This is a genomic window from Aerococcus sp. NPDC058936 (genome assembly GCF_042741995.1).
Classification (GTDB): Bacteria; Bacillota; Bacilli; order Lactobacillales; family Aerococcaceae; genus Aerococcus.
On sequence record NZ_JBHYKZ010000002.1, the window covers coordinates 296,959 to 316,529 of the forward strand.

Annotated in this window: 19 protein-coding genes, 1 rRNA gene and 1 other annotated feature; of the genes, 3 read left to right on the plus strand and 17 right to left on the minus strand. The window is 41.6% G+C overall.

Annotated features, from left to right (window positions below):
- Nucleotides 1-6: 6 nt before the first annotated feature.
- The 4 genes from ACFW0C_RS02785 to ACFW0C_RS02800 all read right to left on the minus strand — a co-directional run bounded on the left by ACFW0C_RS02785 (nucleotide 7) and on the right by ACFW0C_RS02800 (nucleotide 4,633).
- Nucleotides 7-1,386, minus strand: a complete 1,380-nt coding sequence (locus ACFW0C_RS02785) for an L-cystine transporter (protein WP_378105183.1) — start codon at nucleotides 1,384-1,386, stop codon at nucleotides 7-9.
- A 40-nt stretch (nucleotides 1,387-1,426) separates the two neighbouring features.
- The gene (locus tag ACFW0C_RS02790) at nucleotides 1,427-2,350 is read right to left on the minus strand and encodes a LysR family transcriptional regulator (RefSeq protein WP_378105185.1); all 924 of its coding nucleotides are present in this window, start codon (nucleotides 2,348-2,350) and stop codon (nucleotides 1,427-1,429) included.
- Between the two features lie 103 nt (nucleotides 2,351-2,453).
- A complete protein-coding gene (locus tag ACFW0C_RS02795; RefSeq protein ID WP_378105187.1) occupies nucleotides 2,454-3,554 on the minus strand; it encodes a PLP-dependent transferase in 1,101 nt (366 codons plus the stop codon).
- Between the two features lie 209 nt (nucleotides 3,555-3,763).
- Nucleotides 3,764-4,633 (minus strand): VOC family protein, encoded by an 870-nt coding sequence (locus ACFW0C_RS02800; RefSeq protein WP_378105190.1) that lies wholly within the window; start codon nucleotides 4,631-4,633, stop codon nucleotides 3,764-3,766.
- Nucleotides 4,634-4,922: 289 nt separating this feature from the next.
- Between ACFW0C_RS02800 and ACFW0C_RS02805 the strand changes: the two genes are divergently transcribed.
- On the plus strand, nucleotides 4,923-5,735 hold the full coding sequence (locus ACFW0C_RS02805; protein WP_378105193.1) for a ZIP family metal transporter: 813 nt from the start codon (nucleotides 4,923-4,925) through the stop codon (nucleotides 5,733-5,735).
- Between the two features lie 130 nt (nucleotides 5,736-5,865).
- Here the strand turns inward: ACFW0C_RS02805 and ACFW0C_RS02810 are convergent, their stop codons facing one another.
- From ACFW0C_RS02810 to ACFW0C_RS02830, 5 genes are all read right to left on the minus strand, one after another.
- Complete coding sequence (locus ACFW0C_RS02810) at nucleotides 5,866-6,849, minus strand: L-lactate dehydrogenase (protein ID WP_378105196.1); 984 nt, start codon at nucleotides 6,847-6,849, stop codon at nucleotides 5,866-5,868.
- A gap of 216 nt (nucleotides 6,850-7,065) precedes the next feature.
- Nucleotides 7,066-7,500, minus strand: a complete 435-nt coding sequence (locus ACFW0C_RS02815; protein WP_378105198.1) for a universal stress protein — start codon at nucleotides 7,498-7,500, stop codon at nucleotides 7,066-7,068.
- Between the two features lie 39 nt (nucleotides 7,501-7,539).
- Entirely contained in the window at nucleotides 7,540-7,974 is a 435-nt protein-coding gene (locus tag ACFW0C_RS02820) for a universal stress protein (protein ID WP_378105199.1), read from the minus strand.
- Nucleotides 7,975-8,178: 204 nt separating this feature from the next.
- Nucleotides 8,179-9,270 (minus strand): M42 family metallopeptidase, encoded by a 1,092-nt coding sequence (locus tag ACFW0C_RS02825; protein WP_378105202.1) that lies wholly within the window; start codon nucleotides 9,268-9,270, stop codon nucleotides 8,179-8,181.
- A 134-nt stretch (nucleotides 9,271-9,404) separates the two neighbouring features.
- A complete protein-coding gene (locus tag ACFW0C_RS02830) occupies nucleotides 9,405-9,695 on the minus strand; it encodes a GNAT family N-acetyltransferase (protein WP_378105204.1) in 291 nt (96 codons plus the stop codon).
- A 160-nt stretch (nucleotides 9,696-9,855) separates the two neighbouring features.
- On the opposite strand from ACFW0C_RS02830, the gene ACFW0C_RS02835 reads away from it, so the two are divergent.
- A complete protein-coding gene (locus tag ACFW0C_RS02835; protein ID WP_378105205.1) occupies nucleotides 9,856-10,236 on the plus strand; it encodes a PH domain-containing protein in 381 nt (126 codons plus the stop codon).
- Nucleotides 10,237-10,294: 58 nt separating this feature from the next.
- Here ACFW0C_RS02835 and mmuM read toward each other — a convergent pair whose 3' ends face one another.
- Both mmuM and ACFW0C_RS02845 read right to left on the minus strand, forming a co-directional pair.
- A complete protein-coding gene (mmuM, locus tag ACFW0C_RS02840; RefSeq protein WP_026466563.1) occupies nucleotides 10,295-11,215 on the minus strand; it encodes a homocysteine S-methyltransferase in 921 nt (306 codons plus the stop codon).
- Complete coding sequence (locus ACFW0C_RS02845; RefSeq protein ID WP_038809352.1) at nucleotides 11,205-12,614, minus strand: amino acid permease; 1,410 nt, start codon at nucleotides 12,612-12,614, stop codon at nucleotides 11,205-11,207. Before ACFW0C_RS02845 ends, mmuM begins: the two co-directional genes overlap by 11 nt.
- A 52-nt stretch (nucleotides 12,615-12,666) precedes the next feature.
- Nucleotides 12,667-12,894: a binding site (T-box leader), on the minus strand.
- A gap of 770 nt (nucleotides 12,895-13,664) precedes the next feature.
- Between ACFW0C_RS02845 and ACFW0C_RS02850 the strand changes: the two genes are divergently transcribed.
- Nucleotides 13,665-14,858, plus strand: a complete 1,194-nt coding sequence (locus ACFW0C_RS02850; RefSeq protein WP_378105209.1) for a coenzyme F420-0:L-glutamate ligase — start codon at nucleotides 13,665-13,667, stop codon at nucleotides 14,856-14,858.
- 676 nt (nucleotides 14,859-15,534) lie between these two features.
- Here the strand turns inward: ACFW0C_RS02850 and pcp are convergent.
- The 6 genes from pcp to rrf all read right to left on the minus strand — a co-directional run bounded on the left by pcp (nucleotide 15,535) and on the right by rrf (nucleotide 19,455).
- Nucleotides 15,535-16,182, minus strand: coding sequence for a pyroglutamyl-peptidase I (pcp, locus tag ACFW0C_RS02855; RefSeq protein ID WP_378105211.1), 648 nt, complete (start codon nucleotides 16,180-16,182; stop codon nucleotides 15,535-15,537).
- Between the two features lie 11 nt (nucleotides 16,183-16,193).
- Nucleotides 16,194-17,111, minus strand: coding sequence for a DUF979 domain-containing protein (locus tag ACFW0C_RS02860; RefSeq protein WP_378105213.1), 918 nt, complete (start codon nucleotides 17,109-17,111; stop codon nucleotides 16,194-16,196).
- 1 nt (nucleotide 17,112) lies between these two features.
- Nucleotides 17,113-17,793, minus strand: coding sequence for a DUF969 domain-containing protein (locus ACFW0C_RS02865; RefSeq protein WP_378105214.1), 681 nt, complete (start codon nucleotides 17,791-17,793; stop codon nucleotides 17,113-17,115).
- A 177-nt stretch (nucleotides 17,794-17,970) separates the two neighbouring features.
- Nucleotides 17,971-18,561, minus strand: a complete 591-nt coding sequence (locus tag ACFW0C_RS02870) for a DNA-binding protein (protein ID WP_378105217.1) — start codon at nucleotides 18,559-18,561, stop codon at nucleotides 17,971-17,973.
- Nucleotides 18,562-18,648: 87 nt separating this feature from the next.
- On the minus strand, nucleotides 18,649-19,194 hold the full coding sequence (locus tag ACFW0C_RS02875) for a GNAT family N-acetyltransferase (protein ID WP_378105219.1): 546 nt from the start codon (nucleotides 19,192-19,194) through the stop codon (nucleotides 18,649-18,651).
- A gap of 145 nt (nucleotides 19,195-19,339) precedes the next feature.
- Nucleotides 19,340-19,455 (minus strand): 5S ribosomal RNA (gene rrf / locus ACFW0C_RS02880).
- Nucleotides 19,456-19,571 lie beyond the last annotated feature (116 nt).

Consider the following 19,571-nt stretch of genomic DNA (forward strand, 5'->3'; position numbering starts at 1 on the left):
TTTCTATTATCCAACTTCAATTTGTGCGTCTGGGTTGTTGAATACCTCTTCGTTTAGAGTACCTAAACGTTTAGAAGTGACAACGCCTGCTAGAATTGAATCGTTAACGTTTAAGGCTGTACGGCCCATGTCAATGATTGGTTCAATTGAAACCATTAAACCAATGATTTCTACTGGTAAGCCTAGGGTACCGAATACGATTAGTGATGCGAAGGTTGCACCACCACCAACACCGGCTACACCGAATGATGAAATCACGATAGTACCAATAATGGTTAACCAAACCATTGGGTCAGATAAGTCCATACCCACTGTTGGGGCTACGATGGCTACTAACATGGTTGGGTAGATACCAGCACAACCGTTTTGACCGATGGATAAACCAAAGGTACCGGCGAAGTTAGCTGTTGCATCTTCTACACCTAAAGCTTCTGTTTGTGTTTGGATGTTCATTGGTAATGCCCCACCACTTGAACGTGATGTAAAGGCAAATCCCAATACAGAAGATGCTTTCTTAAAGTAGTTGATCGGGTTGACTTTGAAACCAACTAAGATCAAGGCATGAATTGCGAACATGATAATAATGGCTACGTAAGCTGCGATAACGAATGTGGCCATATTCAATAGGGCTTGGAAACTTGATGATGCCATGGCTTTAACCATTAAGGCAAAGATACCATAAGGCGCCATTCTCAAGACTAATGTCACGATACGTGAAACGATGGCGTCTAACATATCGATCATTTTCTTAAAGTATGAAGCTTCTTCTGGGTGTTTTCTTGCGACACCTAGATAAGCGACACCAACGAAGGCTGAGAAGATTACTACTGCGATGTTACTTGATTGACGTAAGCCCGCTAAGTCTTCAAAGATATTTGTTGGGATAAACGACAGGATTTGTTGCGGTAGGGTTGTATCAGCGATTTCAGCTTGACGCTCTTGGATATAAGCGATTCGTGCTGTTTCGGCTGCCCCTTGGGTAAATTCTGCACCGTCTAAGTTGAATAATAAGGCAATGGATAAGCCAATAATGGATGCAACGGCTACTGTGATAATTAAGACAGCTAGGACGTTGAAACCTATTTTGCCAAGGTTATTCTCACCTTCTACTCTGGTAAAGGCGCGGACTAGTGAAACGAAGATTAAAGGTACAACAAGCATTTGCAAGAAGGATACGTATCCGTTCCCGATGATGTTGACCCAGTCTAAAATTGTTGTAGTTGTACTTGAGTCGGAACCAAATAGTAATTGAATAATAATACCAAAAACAATCCCAATACCTAATCCGATAAAAACACGGTTTGAATATTTCACGTGTTTCCCTGCTAAACGGTTTAGGAATAACAATACAAGCACAAAAATAGCTAATGTGATGATAACTGCCATCTTGTCTTCCTCCTGAATATTGATATAAATGTGGTGCTGATTAAGAATCAGCAGATCCAATTACATCATTCAACTGGTCGTTCAAAATGCTAATGAATCGTTCGGCTTCGCTAGATAGTTTACGGTATTTGTTTTGAATGTAAATAATATGGTTATCTTCAACATCTGTGACAGGGATGGTGATCATCATATCGCGGAATGGTGAAGTCAATATACCCGTACCCACTAGGATAGCGTCGGTTTTCACTAAGACATTAATCGAAGTCGCCCGGTCGCTGACGTAAATGGTTGATTGTGTAGAGTCCTCTCCCAAGTCCAATGCTTCCTCAGTTAATTGGGCTGAGGAACCTTGTGTCTGTTCGAATGTAACAGATGGATAAGCCAGCAAATCTGCTTGGGTTAGGCTTTCTCTACCTGCTAAGGGATGTTGTTTACCGACGAAAACATGGGGTTGAAAAGCCCCAATCTCTGTATAGCTCAACTCGTTATGGTTTAGGTACTGCTTAATGACCTTTTGGTTGTAAGCATTCATGTATAAAATCCCGATTTCAGAATAGGCATTTTTGACATTTTCCATTACATCCGTTGTTGAGGTTTCTAATAAACGATAATGGTGGGCGCGATCTTCATCATTTGCAACCAATACCGCAAAAGCTTCTGATACAAAGTCATAATGCTGACTAGATACTGAAAACAATTTTTTTCGGTCGGCATCTAAGTAACGATTCTCCATCACTGACACCTGCGACAAGACGTCACGGGCGTAGGATAAGAATTCGCTACCTTCTTCAGTAATGAAGATACCGCGTTTTGTGCGCTCGAAGATTTGTAAGTCATACATTTCTTCCAACTCACGAATGGCCGTTGATAAAGAAGATTGCGCCATGAACAGCCGTCTCGCTGCCTCACGGAATGATCCGCTATCAGCGACGACAACAGCATATTTTAGTTTTTGAAAGTTCATGGCTCTCTCCATCCTTCCCTTGTGAACTCCTACACTCACAATTTCCTATATTACACTAATCAAATTCGTTTTTCACTATTACTGCTCACAGATGATCACTTTTTTAAACGTTAAAAGCTTGATTGATATCTGCTACTAAGTCATCACTATTTTCAATCCCTGTTGATATCCGTAAAACCTTGTCAGTTAGGCCGTATTGCGCCCGTAATTCAGTTGGGATATCCGCATGCGTTTGTGTTTCTGGGTAAGTAATTAAACTTTCTACTCCACCTAAACTCTCTGCAAAAGTAAAAATCTTTAAGCTGTTCAAGGCATCACGGATAATGCCAGCATCTTTTACTGCGAACGATACCATACCGCCGCGTCCTGAGTAATACACTTTCTCAATTGCTGGGTGGTTTTCTAAAGCTTCTACCAATGATTTGGCGTTCTTTTCATGTTGTTGCAAGCGAACTGCCAAGGTTTTTAATCCACGCATGATCAACCAACAGGCAAAAGGATCTAAAGTTGCCCCTGTTGTATTCAATTGGAAGGCTAATTTTTCATTGATATCTTGACCCTTGCTAGCTACTAAACCACCTAAGACATCATTGTGACCACCAATATATTTCGTTGCTGAATGGATGACCACATCCGCCCCTTCTTCAAGTGGGCGTTGGATGATTGGTGTGTAGAAAGTATTGTCTACCACAACTACAGCGCCAACTGCATGGGCCCGTTTAGAAATTTCCGCAATATCAAATTCCACCATCATTGGGTTGGTTGGTGTTTCGATGAAGACTAATTTCGGTCCTTTTTCAATTTCAGCGTACACTTCATCTTCGTTTAAACAGTAAGTGAAGTTGTAGAAGCCTTTTTCCTCCATATAATGGAAGTAACGATATGAGCCACCATATAGATCTTGTAGGGTAACGACAGTATCCCCATGTGATAATAAGCCTTCAATAACTAATTGAATAGCTGCCATACCTGATGACGTAGCAAACCCTTGTTCACCATTCTCCAAAACGGCAATTGCTTCTTGCAAGACGTCACGAGTTGGGTTGGCCGTACGCGTATAGTCGTAACCAGTGGATTCACCTAAACCTGGGTGTTTATAAGCTGTTGAGAAATATAGTGGTGTATTAATCGCACCAAAAGCCTTGTCACTACGGTTACCAATTTGTGCAAGTAAAGTTTCAATATGTCGTTCTGTCATCGTCATTACCGTCCTTCTATTAAAATTCAATTAAATTCCGTTATCGCTTTTACCAATCATATCATGGTTTAAATGATTAAAATTTATGGATATTAGAACGGTGTTGTTCGCCACAAACGAACACAATTAAGATATTGAGGGGGCAACACTTTCCCATAGCAAAAAGGACCATCAACCATTAAGCTGATAGTCCTTCTGCCAATGAAAATATTGGATTATTTAAAATCTACGTATACGATTACGCCATTCGCGTCTTTTGCTGTTACGTGGTTTGCTTCTTCAGCCACTACACGACCGTTAGCTTTTAATTTCGCTACGATGTTATTGTATAATTCTTGGTTATGGTAAGTTAATGTGTATGCGGCTAAACCAGTTTGGTCTTCAGCGTAAGGTACCATTGCTTCTGCACCCCAAGCGTTTACGGCGATGTGGTGGTGGTAGTCAGAGTAAGAAGTGAAGTGGACATTATTCGTGAAGCCCATTTGCTCTTCTAAGACCATTTCATCTGTTAAGAAACCGAAGAAGTCTTCTACTTTAGCTGATGACAAGTGTAAGTGACCGATGATTGTACCTTCTGCGAAGAATGCTTTTGGTTCGTCAGACGAACGGCTAGCTAATACACCTTCAGCATCCATTGGTTCAGTCACACCTGTTACCCCACCGTTTGGACTGTGTGTCCATTGGTCAGCAGTACGGTCAGCGTAAATTTCAATCCCATTGTCTTCTGGATCTTGTAAGTATAAGGCTTCTGAGTAAGAGTGGTCTGAAGCACCTGATAATTGGGTTTGGTTTAATAACATACGGTATAAAACGTCACCTAAAGCTGCGCGAGATGGTAACAACCAAGCTGTGTGGAATAGACCGTTTTTCGGACCAGTGATTAATTTGTAGTCCGCTTTACCGTCTAAGATTAATTGTGGTGCATCTTGCCCTTTGAAACCTAATTCAACGATACCTTCAGTTTCTTCATCTTTTAATATTTCTAAACCGATCACTTCGTTGTAGTAGCGTTTCATTTTGTTTAAGTCTTTTACACGGTAAGTAACTGTTGAAATTGTCACATCATTAAAAAATTGTTTTTCCATTTTATATTTCCACCTTTTATGTTGTTTATATATACGAGTTGAGTTTGTTTCAATTATTATCATTAAATTTTGATTTAACATCTTACTTTTTTGGAAATTGACTTACTAAAAGTAAGCTCTTATACAGTATACCTTATTTTTTCTCAGAGGTAAACACTCTTGCTTCATTCTTCTCATAATTTTTTGGCATCCCGAATAAAAAAGCCAAAACTTTGCTAATCCCAATGAAATGTTATACCAGATGATTTATAATAAAAGTAGAATGTTAGGAGAAATGGAGTGAATGTGTATGTTTGAATGGTTTGCAAGTGCCAACCCGGTATTACAAGCTACGCTGGCCGGCGTCTTTACTTGGTTAATGACGACTTTAGGTTCAGCATTGGTATTTTTCTTTAATGAAATTAACCGCCGTGTATTAGATATTATGAATGGATTTGCTGCTGGTGTAATGATTGCCGCAAGTTTCTGGTCACTACTTGCGCCATCAATTGAATACGCAGAGTCAGGTGGCTGGGGCCGTTTTGCTTTTGTACCAGCCTTAATCGGTTTTGTCGTAGGGGGAATTTTCCTACGTTTAATCGATTACATCACCCCCCATTTACATATGGGACAAAATAAAATGGACGCTGAAGGACCTAAAACCAAGTTGCCTGCAACAACTTTGTTATTCTTAGCCGTAACCATCCACAACTTCCCCGAAGGTTTATCTGTTGGGGTAGCATACGGGGCCAACGAATTTAATGCTGCAAGTCTAGCTTCAGCTTTGGTATTAACCATGGGAATTGGACTACAAAACTTCCCTGAAGGCGCAGCCTTATCTATGCCAATCCGCGCGGAAGGTGCCAGCAAATGGCGTGCTTTCCAGTTGGGTCAAGCATCAGCCCTAGTTGAAATCGTCGGTGCCGCTTTAGGCGCTTTACTGGTGTCTCAAGTGACTGTCATCTTACCTTACGCACTAGCCTTTGCAGCAGGTGCCATGATTTTCGTTTGTGTGGAGCAATTGATACCAGAGTCACAATCGCATGGTAACTCAGATATCGCCACTATCGCCCTACTTATCGGCTTTGGTGTCATGATGACCCTAGACGTTGCTTTAGGTTAAATCCTTTGCAAAACCCTTTGTAAAAAAATTACCACAATAAAACCCATCAACCAGATGCAAACAGCGTACACCAGGTTGATGGGTTATTTTTTGTATATTTAAGACAGATACTTTTGAAAATGACTGTCTGTTAAAATTTCACATCCGCGTCTTGCATGGCTTTTTGAATGTAAGCTGCTGACTCATGCAATTTCGCCTCTTCCCAAGCATTCAAGCTGACGGGGAGTCGTTTTTCAACGCCGTTAACCCCAATAATACACGGCATTGAGAGGGCAACGTTACCGTTATAGCCGTATTCGCCGCGTAAGGTGGTGCAGGCTGGGTAAACACTGCGTTCATCAAGGACAACGGCTTTAGCCATCGTAACCGCTGATTGCGCAACACCCGCATTAGTCCAACCCTTGCCGTTAAAGACATCATAAGCTGCAGAAACCACATTCTTCTTGATATCTTCAGGACTTGATAGGTCAACTTGTGGATCGCGATCAAAGTATTGATCCAATTCTTCGTAAGCCACTCCTTGAATGTTCAATTTACTCAAGACTGGGAAAGCTGTCGCTCCGTGCTCACCCATCATATAGCCGACGACTGATTTAGGGTCAACATCGTAAGCGTTGGCGAAAACATTACGCAAGCGAGCTGAATCAAGCATAGTTCCTGTCCCAAAAATCTTCCCTTCAGGATAGTCAAACTCATTTTCCGCGATATATAAAATGGTATCTAGCGGGTTAGTAATCACAATGATAATAGCCTCTTTGGTGTGCTCAACGATGTTGCCCATTACGTCTCGAATGGTATTTGAAGTGATTTTCGCTAGCATCGCCCGGTCTGGTTCGGCAGTTGGATCATTGGGGTCAGGTTTCATAGAATTTCCGGCTGCAATTACGATAACATCCGCATCGTCTGTTTGCTCGTAACCACCGTGGGTCACTTTAATATTGTTCATGTAAGTTAAAGCTCGGGCCTGCTCTTGGTCAACTGCTTCGCCCCGCGCGATATTTTCATCGATATCAATAACGCCAATTTCACCAAAAACGCCAGCCTTCATGGCATCCGCCAATACGTAAGAACCTACGTGACCAACACCCACAACTACTAATTTATTTGTTTTCATCCCATTGCCTCCGTTTTTCTAATTCTTTTTTAATTATTATAACGCAATTGTTAGGAAAAATCAGTAGCCTGACTGAGGATTGGAAGCAATCTATGACCTTGCGACCAAGACACAAAAAAAGAAGCCAGGAATCTATGTTCCCAGCCTCTCTTGTTAGTTAGCTCGTTTCGTTTTTCATTCTCAATCGCTCGAGCAAAGCTATTGAGTTCGAAACCATTATTTTACGACTAATACGTGTGATTTGGCGTTACGCACTACATATTCAGATACGGAACCCATCATGGCTCGTTCAATTGCGCCTTTACCAGTTGCACCTACAACCACAAGGTCTGCTTTGGCTGTATTTGCGAACTCTACAATACCGTATCTTGCGTCGCCTTTGATGATTTCAAGGGTTACATTTTCAAGGCCAGCTTCTTTGGCTTCTGCTTCATAAGATTCTAAGACGCTTAAGGCATCCGCCCGTAAGTCGTCATATAATCGCATAGAGGCATCCGGATTACCGAAACGCACAAAGTCATCTAACACATTCAACACGATCAACTCAGAATCATTTCGCTTGGCGATAGATACTGCTTCTTTAAAAGCACGGTATGAAGCATCTGATCCATCAACTGGAATTAAAATCTTTTTGTATTCTGCTACTGACATGATAACCCCTCCTCATGGGTGCTTGTGTTCATCCCCGTCCTATTTCACAACTAGTACTGGGATTTTAGATAGTCGTACTGTGTACTCTGCCACAGACCCAACTAGGGCACGCGTTACAGCGCCTTTACCAGTTGCACCAATTACAACTAATTGGTAGTCACCTTCATTAGCAATTTTGGCTACTTCACGTCTTGGGTTCCCAAAAGAGGTGAAGGTACGTATGTCGTTGAAATTACGGGCTTTACCGTAATCTTCATATTTTTTAAGGGTTTCTAGGGTACGTTTTTTCATCTCGTTGATATCTGTTTCAGATACCCGCAAGTCACTAAACACATAGTCATCGGCAATTACTGATAGGACGTCTACGGTAGCATTTGATCGCATGGCAATCTCAACTGCATCTCGAAAGGCTGCTTTACTGTTCTCCGAGTCATCTACTGGCACCAATATACGTTGAATGTTATCAAGAATCATTTTCGTTACCTCCCTTACTTTCTTTCTATATATAGTATAACATAAAAATGGAATCGTTTACAAAAATAGCTCCTTTATATTTCAAGTAAAACAATTAGCCTCTTTTCTCTAACGAATGCTTGAACCTTGCGCCAGTAAGTTATTCAAATCGAAGCCAAGCAAAAAGACTATGACACTTTGCCACAGTCTTTTGGGTTTCTATGCTTATAAGTCTTGTAATGATGTGAAGGCTAAGTCCTCTACTGTTAAGCCTTTCAAGAAGGCTACGGTGACGTCCACAGTGTCTTGGAAGTCTTGGTAGGCAGATATTAGGTAATGGGTATGTGCATAACGAGTTGGCATACCTAATGTAATCACTGACACCCCATTATTTGCAGTATGGATTGAGCCAGCGTTTGTACCACCACCATCTCGGACGGCTTGTTGGATTGTGATGCCCGCATCTTCACTTGCTTTTAAAAATAGACCGTTTAAATGGTCAGAAGCGATATAAGTTGAATCGCGATACCGTAATTGTGGTCCTTGTTTCACGCGTCCTTGACCAACTGTTGCCGATTTTGCATAATCATCAGAAGGTGTCCCTTCAAACACGATAGCCACTTGCGGATCAACACGGTTGGTGGTGACTTTAGCACCACGTAAACCAACTTCTTCCTGTGTCGCAAACGCACCAACAAGGTTAAATGGTAATTCTTTCACACCATCTACGCCCAATTCGTTAAAGACAGCAAGCGTTGCTGCTACGCCTAAACGGTTGTCAAAAGCTTTTCCGATCATCATACCGTTTTTTTCATTTACTTGGAATTTAGTTGCTGGTACAACGGGTTGGCCAACAGTAATACCAAAATCATTGATGACTTCTTCTCTTGAAGTAGCCCCAACGTCTAGTTTTAAGTCAGTTAGTGCGACTGGCTTAGCCTTTTCTTCTGCTGTCATAAAGTGTATAGGTTTACTTGTAGCAACAGCTGGCACATACGTTTTATTATCGTTGGTTCTTACCATAAATAATTGCGATTGAGCTGAAGCTGCTGTCCATCCACCCAAAGCTTGCATTAACAACAAGCCGTTTTCATCAATAGCTTGGACCATAAAGCCGACTTCATCCATATGTGAATCTAGCATAATTGTTGGTTTGTTGGGGTCAATGTCAGTAAAGTTCATATATAGGTTTTTCATCGCATCGGCTTGTAAGCTAAAATCGCCTTTATTGGCTTTTACAATATCAATTACTTGGTCTTCGTAACCTGGCGCACCATAGGCATTGGACACATCTTCTAATAGTTTAATATATTTCATTTTGCACCTCTTTAGACTTTCTAATGTAACTATTTTACCGATATTTATCGAAAAATGAAAGCGAGTGCCCTTAAAAGGAAAAAGCCCCCTATCCTTGCTAGCCAGCAAAGACAGGGATGGCCCTTCTTCATTTTTTATTTGTCTGCATTAATGTGGTCGTATTTCGCAGGGTTTTCGTTGAATTTCTTCACAACATATGGGCATAGGGCTTTAATTTTGCGGCCTTTTGCTTCTGAGTCTGCAACTAGGTGGTCGACAAGTTGTTCAGCGACACCTTGTCCGCGTAAACTTGGGTCCGTCCATGTGTGTGTTGCTACGATAACGTCGTTTGCTTTTGGTTCATACTCAATTTCAGCAATACGTTTGTCGCCTGCTTCGTTAAAAATTGCAAATCCATTGGTTACTTCTTTAATTTCGTATCCCATAATTTACCTCCTCAACATGTGTGACACTTCTATTAATTTCATTATAGCAAAATATATTCACAAAACCTTAATATTTGGCTTAGTTGACCTTATTTTCCTTTACTCGGTATAATGAAGTAAGCTTAAATGATAGGATACAATTTTAAAAAGGAGTGACAATATGGGCTTATTTTCAGGTTTATTCGGTAATGCATCTGAAGCAGATAAGGAACGGGTTTCCGATACATTAGAAAAGGTATTAATTCCTGGTGAATCGATTGAATTATCTTACAATATCTTGCGTGATTTAGTCGTATTTACTTCATATCGACTGATTTTAATGGATAAACAAGGGATTACCGGCAAAAAACGCGATTTTATGAGTGTACCTTACAAATCAATTTCACGCTTTTCGGTAGAAACGGTAGGGAATTTTGATATAGATTCTGAAGTGAATATTTATTTATCTGGTAATGAACAACCTACAATCGCTCTACAATTTAAAGGAGGCGATGTCGTTTACGATGTTCAACGCGCCCTTGCTGCAGCGGTATTATTGTAGGGGTTCTGTTACCAACACCGCCGGCACCGACTGTACCAGCCATTTATGTTTATTCCAACTAAAGAATTGCGGAAAAGGTTTCCTTCAACAAACTGATTTCTTTGGCTGATGTGCAGCAACAGCCGCCGATCCATTTGCATCCTGACTCATGCCATTTCAATGCTTCGTTTGAGAATACCTCATCAACCGCATGACTATGCGTCCATACTTTTGTAGTGGCATCGTAGGTCGCTCCCGAGTTTGGATAAGCAACTAATGGCTTTGTCGCAATCTCCTTCAGATATTCCAAGGCCGGCAAAACTAAATCCGGCTGCACGCAATTGACGCCGTAGGCAATGATTTGCTCGGACGACTCTGCCAATAGCTGGAATACACGCAGATCGGTCCCATCGCATAAATGGTGATCGTCCTTCAAAGTCACCGTCAGCCAAGCTGTCGTCTTGGGATGTTGGGCTAGCAACTCAATCACAGCCTGGATTTCCGTTAGATCCGGAATGGTTTCGATGGCCAGCAGATCAGCCCCGGATTCCAGCAGCAACTCTAACCTTTCGCGATGGAAATCGACCAATTCGGTTTGCGACAGACCGTAATTGCCCCGATATTCAGAGCCGTCCGCCAAATAGGCTCCGTATGGTCCGACCGAAGCCGCCACCCATTTTTCTTGCAGGCCTTGGCTTTTCGTTTGGGCCTGTTTCGCTAGTTCTACCGTTCTTTTGATCAGAGCCCGGCTTTCTTCGGTTGTATGGCCCAAACGCTCGAACCCGGCAACCGTCGCTTGATAGCTCGCTGTGATGGCGATGTTTGCCCCGGCATCGTAATAGTTCTGATGGACTTTTTCAATTTTATCCGGTTCGTTCACTAATGCTTTCGCGGTCCATAACTCATCATTCAGGTCCAAGCCTTGCTCCTCCAGACCTAAGGACATCGAACCATCGATGAGGATCACTTTTTGATTCTTTTGCCACTCTTTAAAATTCATCGGAAAGCTCACCCACTTCTTGATTTTCGATTGCTACAGAAGCCTTTTTACTGAAGAATAACTGGTAATAAAAGAAGCACAAGATCGTGAATGGGATGCCGATGATCAAGGCAATCCGCTGGTTCGGATCAAACGCGATGCCGATGATCGAAACGGAGCAAAGGATAATGACGAGCCACGGAACGATTGGATAGAATGGTGTTTGGTAAGCCAGTTCATCCAGTTTATGCCCCGATTTCAGATAGTATTTGCGGAAATTCAGTTGTGCCCAAGCGATGCTCAACCAAACCGCCACGACCGCGAATGCGGAGATGGATACCAAAGCCAGGTAAACGGTGTCCGCGGAATAGATGCTGGAAAACAGGGAGAGAAGCCCACCCAAAATGGTCAGCAACAACCCGTAAATCGGCAACCCGCGTTTGGATAATTTGGCGAGACGTTTCGGCAATGTTCCTGCATTGGCCAATGTCCACAGCATTCTTGATGCTGCGTAGACCCCAGAGTTTGCACCGGAAAGGACTACAGTGATCAGGACGAGGTTCATGATATCTGCTGCGTATGGGATACCCATCAAATTCAGGATGACGGTCACCGGACTTTCATCCAAATTAGCCGCAGAATCCGGAAGCAGCGCACCGATCACAACAATCGTCCCGATGAAAAGGACCACCAAAATGACGATTGTCTGCAAGATTGCTTTCGGGATATTTTTCTTAGGATCCGACGTTTCACCAGCGGCTACGCCGATCAATTCCGCACCGGAAAAAGCGAAGTTAGCAGACAGTATCGCCAAGAAAACAGAGCCTGCGCCTTTGGGGAACCAACCGTTTTCCGTCAGATGGCTGAAAAGTGGTGCTGATTCATTTCCCTGGATCGGTATAAATCCGAATATGCCACCCAGACCCAGGATAAGGAAAATTGCCAGTGCGAGCACTTTGATCAGCGACATCCAAAATTCGCTGACGGAAAACCAACGCACATCAATAATGTTTGAAAGTACAATAATGCCGATAAAAAAGATGCACCAAAGCCAAGTGGGAATACCGGGGAACCAGCGTTGTGACAAAATCGCCAAGGTGATGAACTGCGAACCCAATGCCACTGTCCACGTCAGCCAATAAAGCCACGCCACCACGAAACCTGCTCCGGGATGGATGTATTTTGAAGCGTAGTTGTGGAACGAACTCGTACTAGGCTCGTGGACCGACAATTCGCCCAAGCACATCATGACCAGCGTCACCAAAAATGCTCCGATCAGATACGCAATGATTGTTCCGATCGAACCCGCCGTTTGAATGAGATACCCCGAACTCAAGAAGATTCCAGTTCCGATTACCCCACCCAATGAAAGCATAACTAGATGCTTTGATGTCATTTCCCTTACAAATGATTGCTCCATATTTTTCCCTCCAAAAATATATTAAAATATATAAAAAAAGCACTCCCCCTATTGAAAGGGCGAATGCTCGCGTTACCACCTTTGTTCATAATCATAAAGATTATCTCAGCAAGGGACTGTCATCCCTTCACGCGCTATCGGGCGTACCCGTCACTTGCTAAGTTTCCCTCACACGTGATAACTCAAAGACCATTTTCGCTGATTCCGAAACATCTGCTTTCACCATTCGCAGACTCTCTATGGTTTCTTTGCCAGCTACTTATCTCATCAAAGTTTCATATATTTTTAATAAATATACAAGGATGATGGATGGTTGTCAATTATTTTGTGCTTACTTTCATTCGCTTAATTGCAATATCAAATGCAACAGAACCATTATAAAAAATAAAACACCAGCAACTCAACAAACGATGCTGCCTAACGGTTGGCTTTTAGGCTTGTTGATGACCTGGTGTTTATTTATTGGTCTCTTATTTAGATATTTAGCTATTAACGGTTAGCACCGAGATACAAAGGATCACCTCCTTAAGGCGGAACAGCTTTTGAATGCATCATCCGGTTAACAAACGCATGGTTAACGCTGTGTTGTTTGATAGAGATCATACATTTTTTCATTTTATCTTTCCTCCTAAAGGTGTGAAAATCCATAAAAAAATAGCGTCAGACACTAAGGTCAAACGCTAGAATTTTTAATAGCTATTTTCATTGTAGTCGGTGTAAGAACTGCAGCATCAATGGCACAAGGGCAGGCAGAACCGTTAGATGGTAACTGGTTCAACGGTGCATTAAAAGTGTTATACAATAGATTCGTCATTTTATACCTCACAAATTTGGCAAATGGGTTGAATTCAATTGGCTGATTATTTTGCTACAATTTTTACACTTTCATCATAGCATGACCAATTTTCGCTTGTCTAATAATTATACTTTAAAAATAATGAGAAAAATGTTCGGCTTTTACCCATACTTGATTGGCAAAGGGTTTATGTTGATATATAATAAAGCAGTATGCCACAAAGGCGCAAGAGAATTTTGAAGGGACGATTATTTATGTCTAGAGCTGTAGGTACTGTTGTAAGAGGGTTACGTGCCCCAATTATTAAAGAGAACGATGACCTAGCTGGTATCGTTGTAGATACTGTCTTAAACGCTGCTAAAGAAGAAAGTTATGAAGTTCGTGACCACGATATCGTAACAGTTACAGAGTCAATTCTAGCTCGTGCACAAGGAAACTTTGCTGAGTTAGATGCTGTTGTAAAAGATATCCAACGTCAAACAAAGAGCGAAACGATTGGTATCCTTAACCCAATCCTTAGCCGTAACCGTTTCTACGCCATCTTAAAAGGTATCGCTATGTCAGCGAAAAAAATCGTGATTCAATTAAGCTACCCTTCTGATGAGGTGGGTAACCGTTTAATTTCACGCGATGAATTAGAAGCATCTGGTTTAAACCCATACACTGACGTTTTAACAGAAGCTGAATTCCGTAACCACTTCCCAAACTTAGCACATGAGTTTACAGGTGAAGACTACGTTGCTTTATATAAAAAATGCGTGGAAGAAACTGGTGCAGAATGTGAAATTATTTTCGCTAACCACCCACAAACCATTTTAGACTACGCAGATACAGTTGTAATCGCTGATATCCACGACCGTAAATACACACGCCGTACTTTAGAAAAACATGGCGCTAAAGAAATCATTGGTTTAGACCAAATCTTAAACCAATCAATCGATGGTTCTGGTTACAACGAAGACTTCGGTTTATTAGGCGCTAACCTTTCTGGTAACAACAGCTTGAAACTATTCCCTCGTGATGCACAAGCATTCGTTGAAGATGTTCAAAAACGTTTATTAGAAGCAACTGGTAAAGCTGTTGAAGTAATGGTTTACGGTGACGGTGCTTTCCAAGATCCAGTTGGCCACATCTGGGAGTTAGCTGACCCTGTTGTATCACCTGGTTTCACTAAAGGTTTATCTGGCACACCAGACGAAATCAAAATCAAATACGTTGCGGACAATCAGTTCGGTGACTTATCTGGTGAAGCATTAACAGAAGCGATGCGTGCTTACATCAAAGACCATGACAAAATCGATGAAGCTGGACACAACACATCATTAGGTACAACACCGCGTAACATCACTGACTTAGTTGGGTCATTATCTGACTTAACTTCAGGTTCAGGAGACAAAGGTACGCCGTTTATCTATATCCAAGGCTACTTTGACAAATATTCTGACTAATAACAGGATGTGAGTGAGAACGTTTAACTCCACAATGATGGCGTAAATAGGCAAAGTGATAGCACATCAAGAAGACTATTTGCTGAGCAAAATTAAGCTGGTCGCACGAGCTCAACTTTAGGGTGTGAGTTCCGGCGCTAAGTCAGGTTCCCATTCTCAATCAAATAATAACTTTAACTATTAGGGACACAACTTTGCTTGTGTCCCTTTTTTGCGTATGCAAAAAATTAACCAGCCGTTGGGAGGACAGCTGGTCAAAATTGTCATCTTTCGTTTGGGAGGAGAAAGATTTATGAAGAAAAGTTTGGTTTGTTTATTGGGTATGCTTATATAATAGGCGATACTTTTGAAGATATGATGAAATTATCGGAAAATTTTGTGGTGAATATGTGATAAAAGTTTTAAAAATTTCTAAAGACATGATTTTTCCGTAAAAAAAGGCCTATGACTTTTAAATCATAGACCTTCTTGAAAATAGTTACTATTTTGAACAGGTGCACACACCTTGAAGTCGGATTCGATCGACCAGCTCAAGTCCACTTCGCACCTTCATAATCAGGCTCGCTTTGGCAGTACGGTCTCCACTTCAGACTAGTTTGCATCACACTTTATGTGTTACGGCACTAGTCTTCCAGTGCTACCTGCCTAGACGCCAAAGCACGCACCTTGTTTTTTTTTAATGTGTTTTGCCACCAACGATTTTCATGTCTTCTTTGCCATCAAAGTCCACAATGGCTGTAATGGCTGCTTCGATTCCGCGAACGATGTCTTCCAAGGCCATAGACGGCGTGTTTGGACGGTTTGTGACTTGTTCTGGTAGGAATGGAATATGCATGAAACCGGCTTTGATGCCAGGATACTCTTTATTTGTTAAGTATAGCGAATGGTACATAATATGGTTGCAAACAAAAGTACCTGCCGTATTAGACACTTCCGCTGGCACACTAGCTTGTTTCATATAAGTAACCATCGCTTTAATTGGTAACTGACTAAAGTAAGCAGGTTGCCCGTCTTCTTTAATTGGTTCATCAATTGGTTGTTTACCTTCATTATCTGGAATACGTGCATCATCTTCATTGATAGCTACACGTTCAGGTGTTAAGGCAAAACGACCGCCCGCTTGACCAATATTCAAGATATAGTCAGGTTGGTGTTCTTCAATTGCACGTTTCTCTACTTCTGCACTTTTATTAAAGACAGTTGGAATTTCTAATTTGATAATTTCCGCACCCTTAATTTCTTCCGGCAAACGTTTCACCGCTTCAATCGCTGGGTTAATAACATCATCACCAAATGGATCGAATCCTGTTACTAAAATTTTCATCTTTATACCTCCTAGAATGCCCAAGTATACATTAATACAATGTGAACAACAATTAAAGCAATAGCAATTGGTGCTTGTCGTTTAATGACCCCATACTCACTCTTCATTTCTAATAGTGCCACTGGTAAAGCGTTAAAGTTACCAGCCATCGGTGTTAATAATGTCCCGCAATAACCAGCCGTCATCGCTAAAGCACCGGCAATCGCTGGGTTCGCTCCTTGCATAATCACAAACGGAATACCGATACCTGCTGTGATAACTGTAAAAGCAGCAAATGCATTTCCCATAATCATCGTAAAAACAACCATGGCAATAACGTACATTGTTGCACCCAAAAATTGGTTTCCTTCAGGTACTAAGTTTCCAAAGATTGACGTCACAATTTCGCCAACTCCCGCATTAACGAAGATGACACCTAATGCAGCCAATAATTGTGGCAAGATAGCTGTTGATCCAACTTGTTGCACATTTCGATTAGATTCATGTAAAACTTGTTGGAATGGTGCACGGAAAATAGCCATCGCAAGCACTAAAGCAACAATTGCCCCGATACCAATAGCACCAGCTCCTGAAGCAGGCACAAACTGCGCAAGCGCTAATGCTGTAACCGCCATAACTATAACAGGTACAAATACAAGATTTCCAAAGCGGTCAGCACCAGCTTCTGCCCGCTCCTCGTCTTGCTCAAAATTACCGGTCACAAAATGTTTCACCAAAGTAATGACTGCTAATAATAAGACTAGTGCTCCAGAAATAATTGCTGGTAACCATTTTCCTAAGGCGAACAAAATAGCTAAGTCAAACCAGAATAAAGCTGTTCCAATGCGTTTATCTTGGTCAGATCGTAAAACTTTATAACCAGTAAAGGCGAACTGCAGGCCGATTAAAATGTAGAAGAATTCTAGTAAATTCGCAAAAAATGCTTCCATCCTACTTACCTCCCTTACGGTATTTACGGTTGATTTTTTGATCAAATGAATAGTTATACACTGCGGTTAAAATAAAGGTAATAATAGCAACTGGAATTGACGCACGCGCCACATCAATTGCCATCACTTCATACCCTAAAGAATCTAATGTTCCGGCAATCAATAAGGTACCTGCACTTGCCACAAAGGTGTTTTGCGCATAAAAGTTCCCAAAGTTATCCATAGCAGCAGATTGTGCTTTAATTTCTTCTTTTGTGGCATCATCAATTTCACCATTTTTTGAAATAGCTGCCGCTTCTGCCATAGGCTGTACTAATGGTCGTACAAATTGTGGGTGTCCTACGATACGAATTGATAAGAATCCAGCTAATTCACGTAAGAATAAGTATAATGTTAAAAATGACCCCGTTGTCATCCCTTTAACATTGTTAATCAATCGTACTGCTTGATTCTTCAAACCAAACGTTTCAGCTAATCCAATCATTGGTAAGGTTAAAATAAAAATTGTAACTAAACGATTATTCACAAAACCTTCGCCAAGCATCACCAAGAAATCAGTAACCGAAATACCCGATACCAAAGCTGTCGCTAGTCCTGCGATTACAACAACCGCAATCGTGTCTAGCTTCATTGCAAAACCAATAATTATGATTAAAATACCTATCAACGGTAGATAGTACATTATTTCCACTCCCTTTTTATCATCAATCCTAATATCCTTCTATTTTATCATTTTTTTGCCATAATTTGTAAAAGCTTATAAACAAATTTTGTATATATCCACCAAAAAAAGCGGATAAACAATACGTACCCGCTAGCCTTTCACCTTGTATGCAAACCTTATCATTTTACATTGTTCTCAGTCTTGAATTTGTTGATAATGCACAATTTTACTGATAGGCGCATCCTTCTTATGTCCCACAAATTCAAAAAACGTAGCGAAATAAGTCAGGCCACCTCTTTTATCAGTGATTCGCCCATGCAAGGCAGCTTCTTTCCCGTGCGACAGGATCTGAAAGACTTCCATTGAAGACACATCCGCCACCCCAACAAAGCCCTCAACTACCTGGTCTCGCCCAACCAACTCCACTCCCCTATAAGGCGCCCGATAGACCACGTCATCTGCCACCAAAGCCGTCTCCTGCCCGGCGAACCCCTGCGCATACAATCCGACCGCCACATCCCGCGCAATTCGTCGCTTAGGCGCATTATCGCAGGCTAAATCTCCTCTCAGGAAAAAGGGTACCTTTGGCCACGCTGACCCCCCTGCATCAAAAGACAAGCCTAATTCAAGCATGTATTCCTCTAGAATCTTGATTGCTTTAGGTCCCACACCATGCAAATTCGCCAAATTTGCCTTCGTCACGCCCGTTAACTGCTCAACCTGGTCAATCCCAACCGTCGCCAAAGCCCCCGTTGCAGGTTTGCCAATTTTAGGTAAATCCGTCATCCTAATCCCCCATCCTTATCCTCAAACTACGTAATCTTTAAACTACGTAATCTTTAAACTACGTGATCTTTAAACTGCGTGTTATTATCATCCAGCATTTAAATCTTTCATCATGAAAGTATCCATAAAGGTATGGTCACCCGACAACAAAGGTTGATCTAAAAATTGATAACCCAATTTTTCATATAAGATAATGGCCGTCTCAAGTCTTCTGATCGTCTCTAAATACAAGAAATCATAGCCCTGTTCTACCGCAAATGCCATCACAGTATCCATCAACCGTCTAGCATAACCCTTCCCTCTAGCTTCTGGCAAAAGATACAGCTTTTGTAGCTCGCCCACCTTAACACCTTTTGTAGCTTTTTCAGCTAATAGCCCTGGGTGCCCATTAATAGGGAAATTAAGCGATTTAGATAGCAATCCTATGCCAACACCACCAACTAGACACCCTTGGTCTTCAACCACCCAATATGCACTATCTACAAGTTTCTGGTAATAATCATACATATAATCTAATTGTGGATCAAAATAAGCGGTGCCTGGAACATCTAAATGATTCTCCTCTAACACACTACGAATAATTGTCGCAATCACTGGTTCATCTTCTTTAGCAATAGGTCTAATCTTAATCATTTACCATAGACTCCTCTGTGTCATACATATTTTTCCTCCTCTTATAGGAGATGTGTTCACTCAAAACTCAATACCTGACTTATAAGGCTAACTATACGAAAAAACACCACCTTAGACAAGTCATCTAAGATGGTGTTTCTAGTTTGCATGGCAACGTCCTAGTCTCACAGGGGGCAACCCCCAACTACATTCGGCGCTAAGAAGCTTAACTTCTGTGTTCGAGATGGGAACAGGTGTGTCCTTCTTGCCATCATTACCACACAATATTTATATGAGCTTTTGTTCGCTCAAAACTGAATCTGTAAGTCGTCTACCATTCCATCATACAATCTTATATCCATTGGATAAGTCCTCGACCGATTAGTACTAGTCCGCTC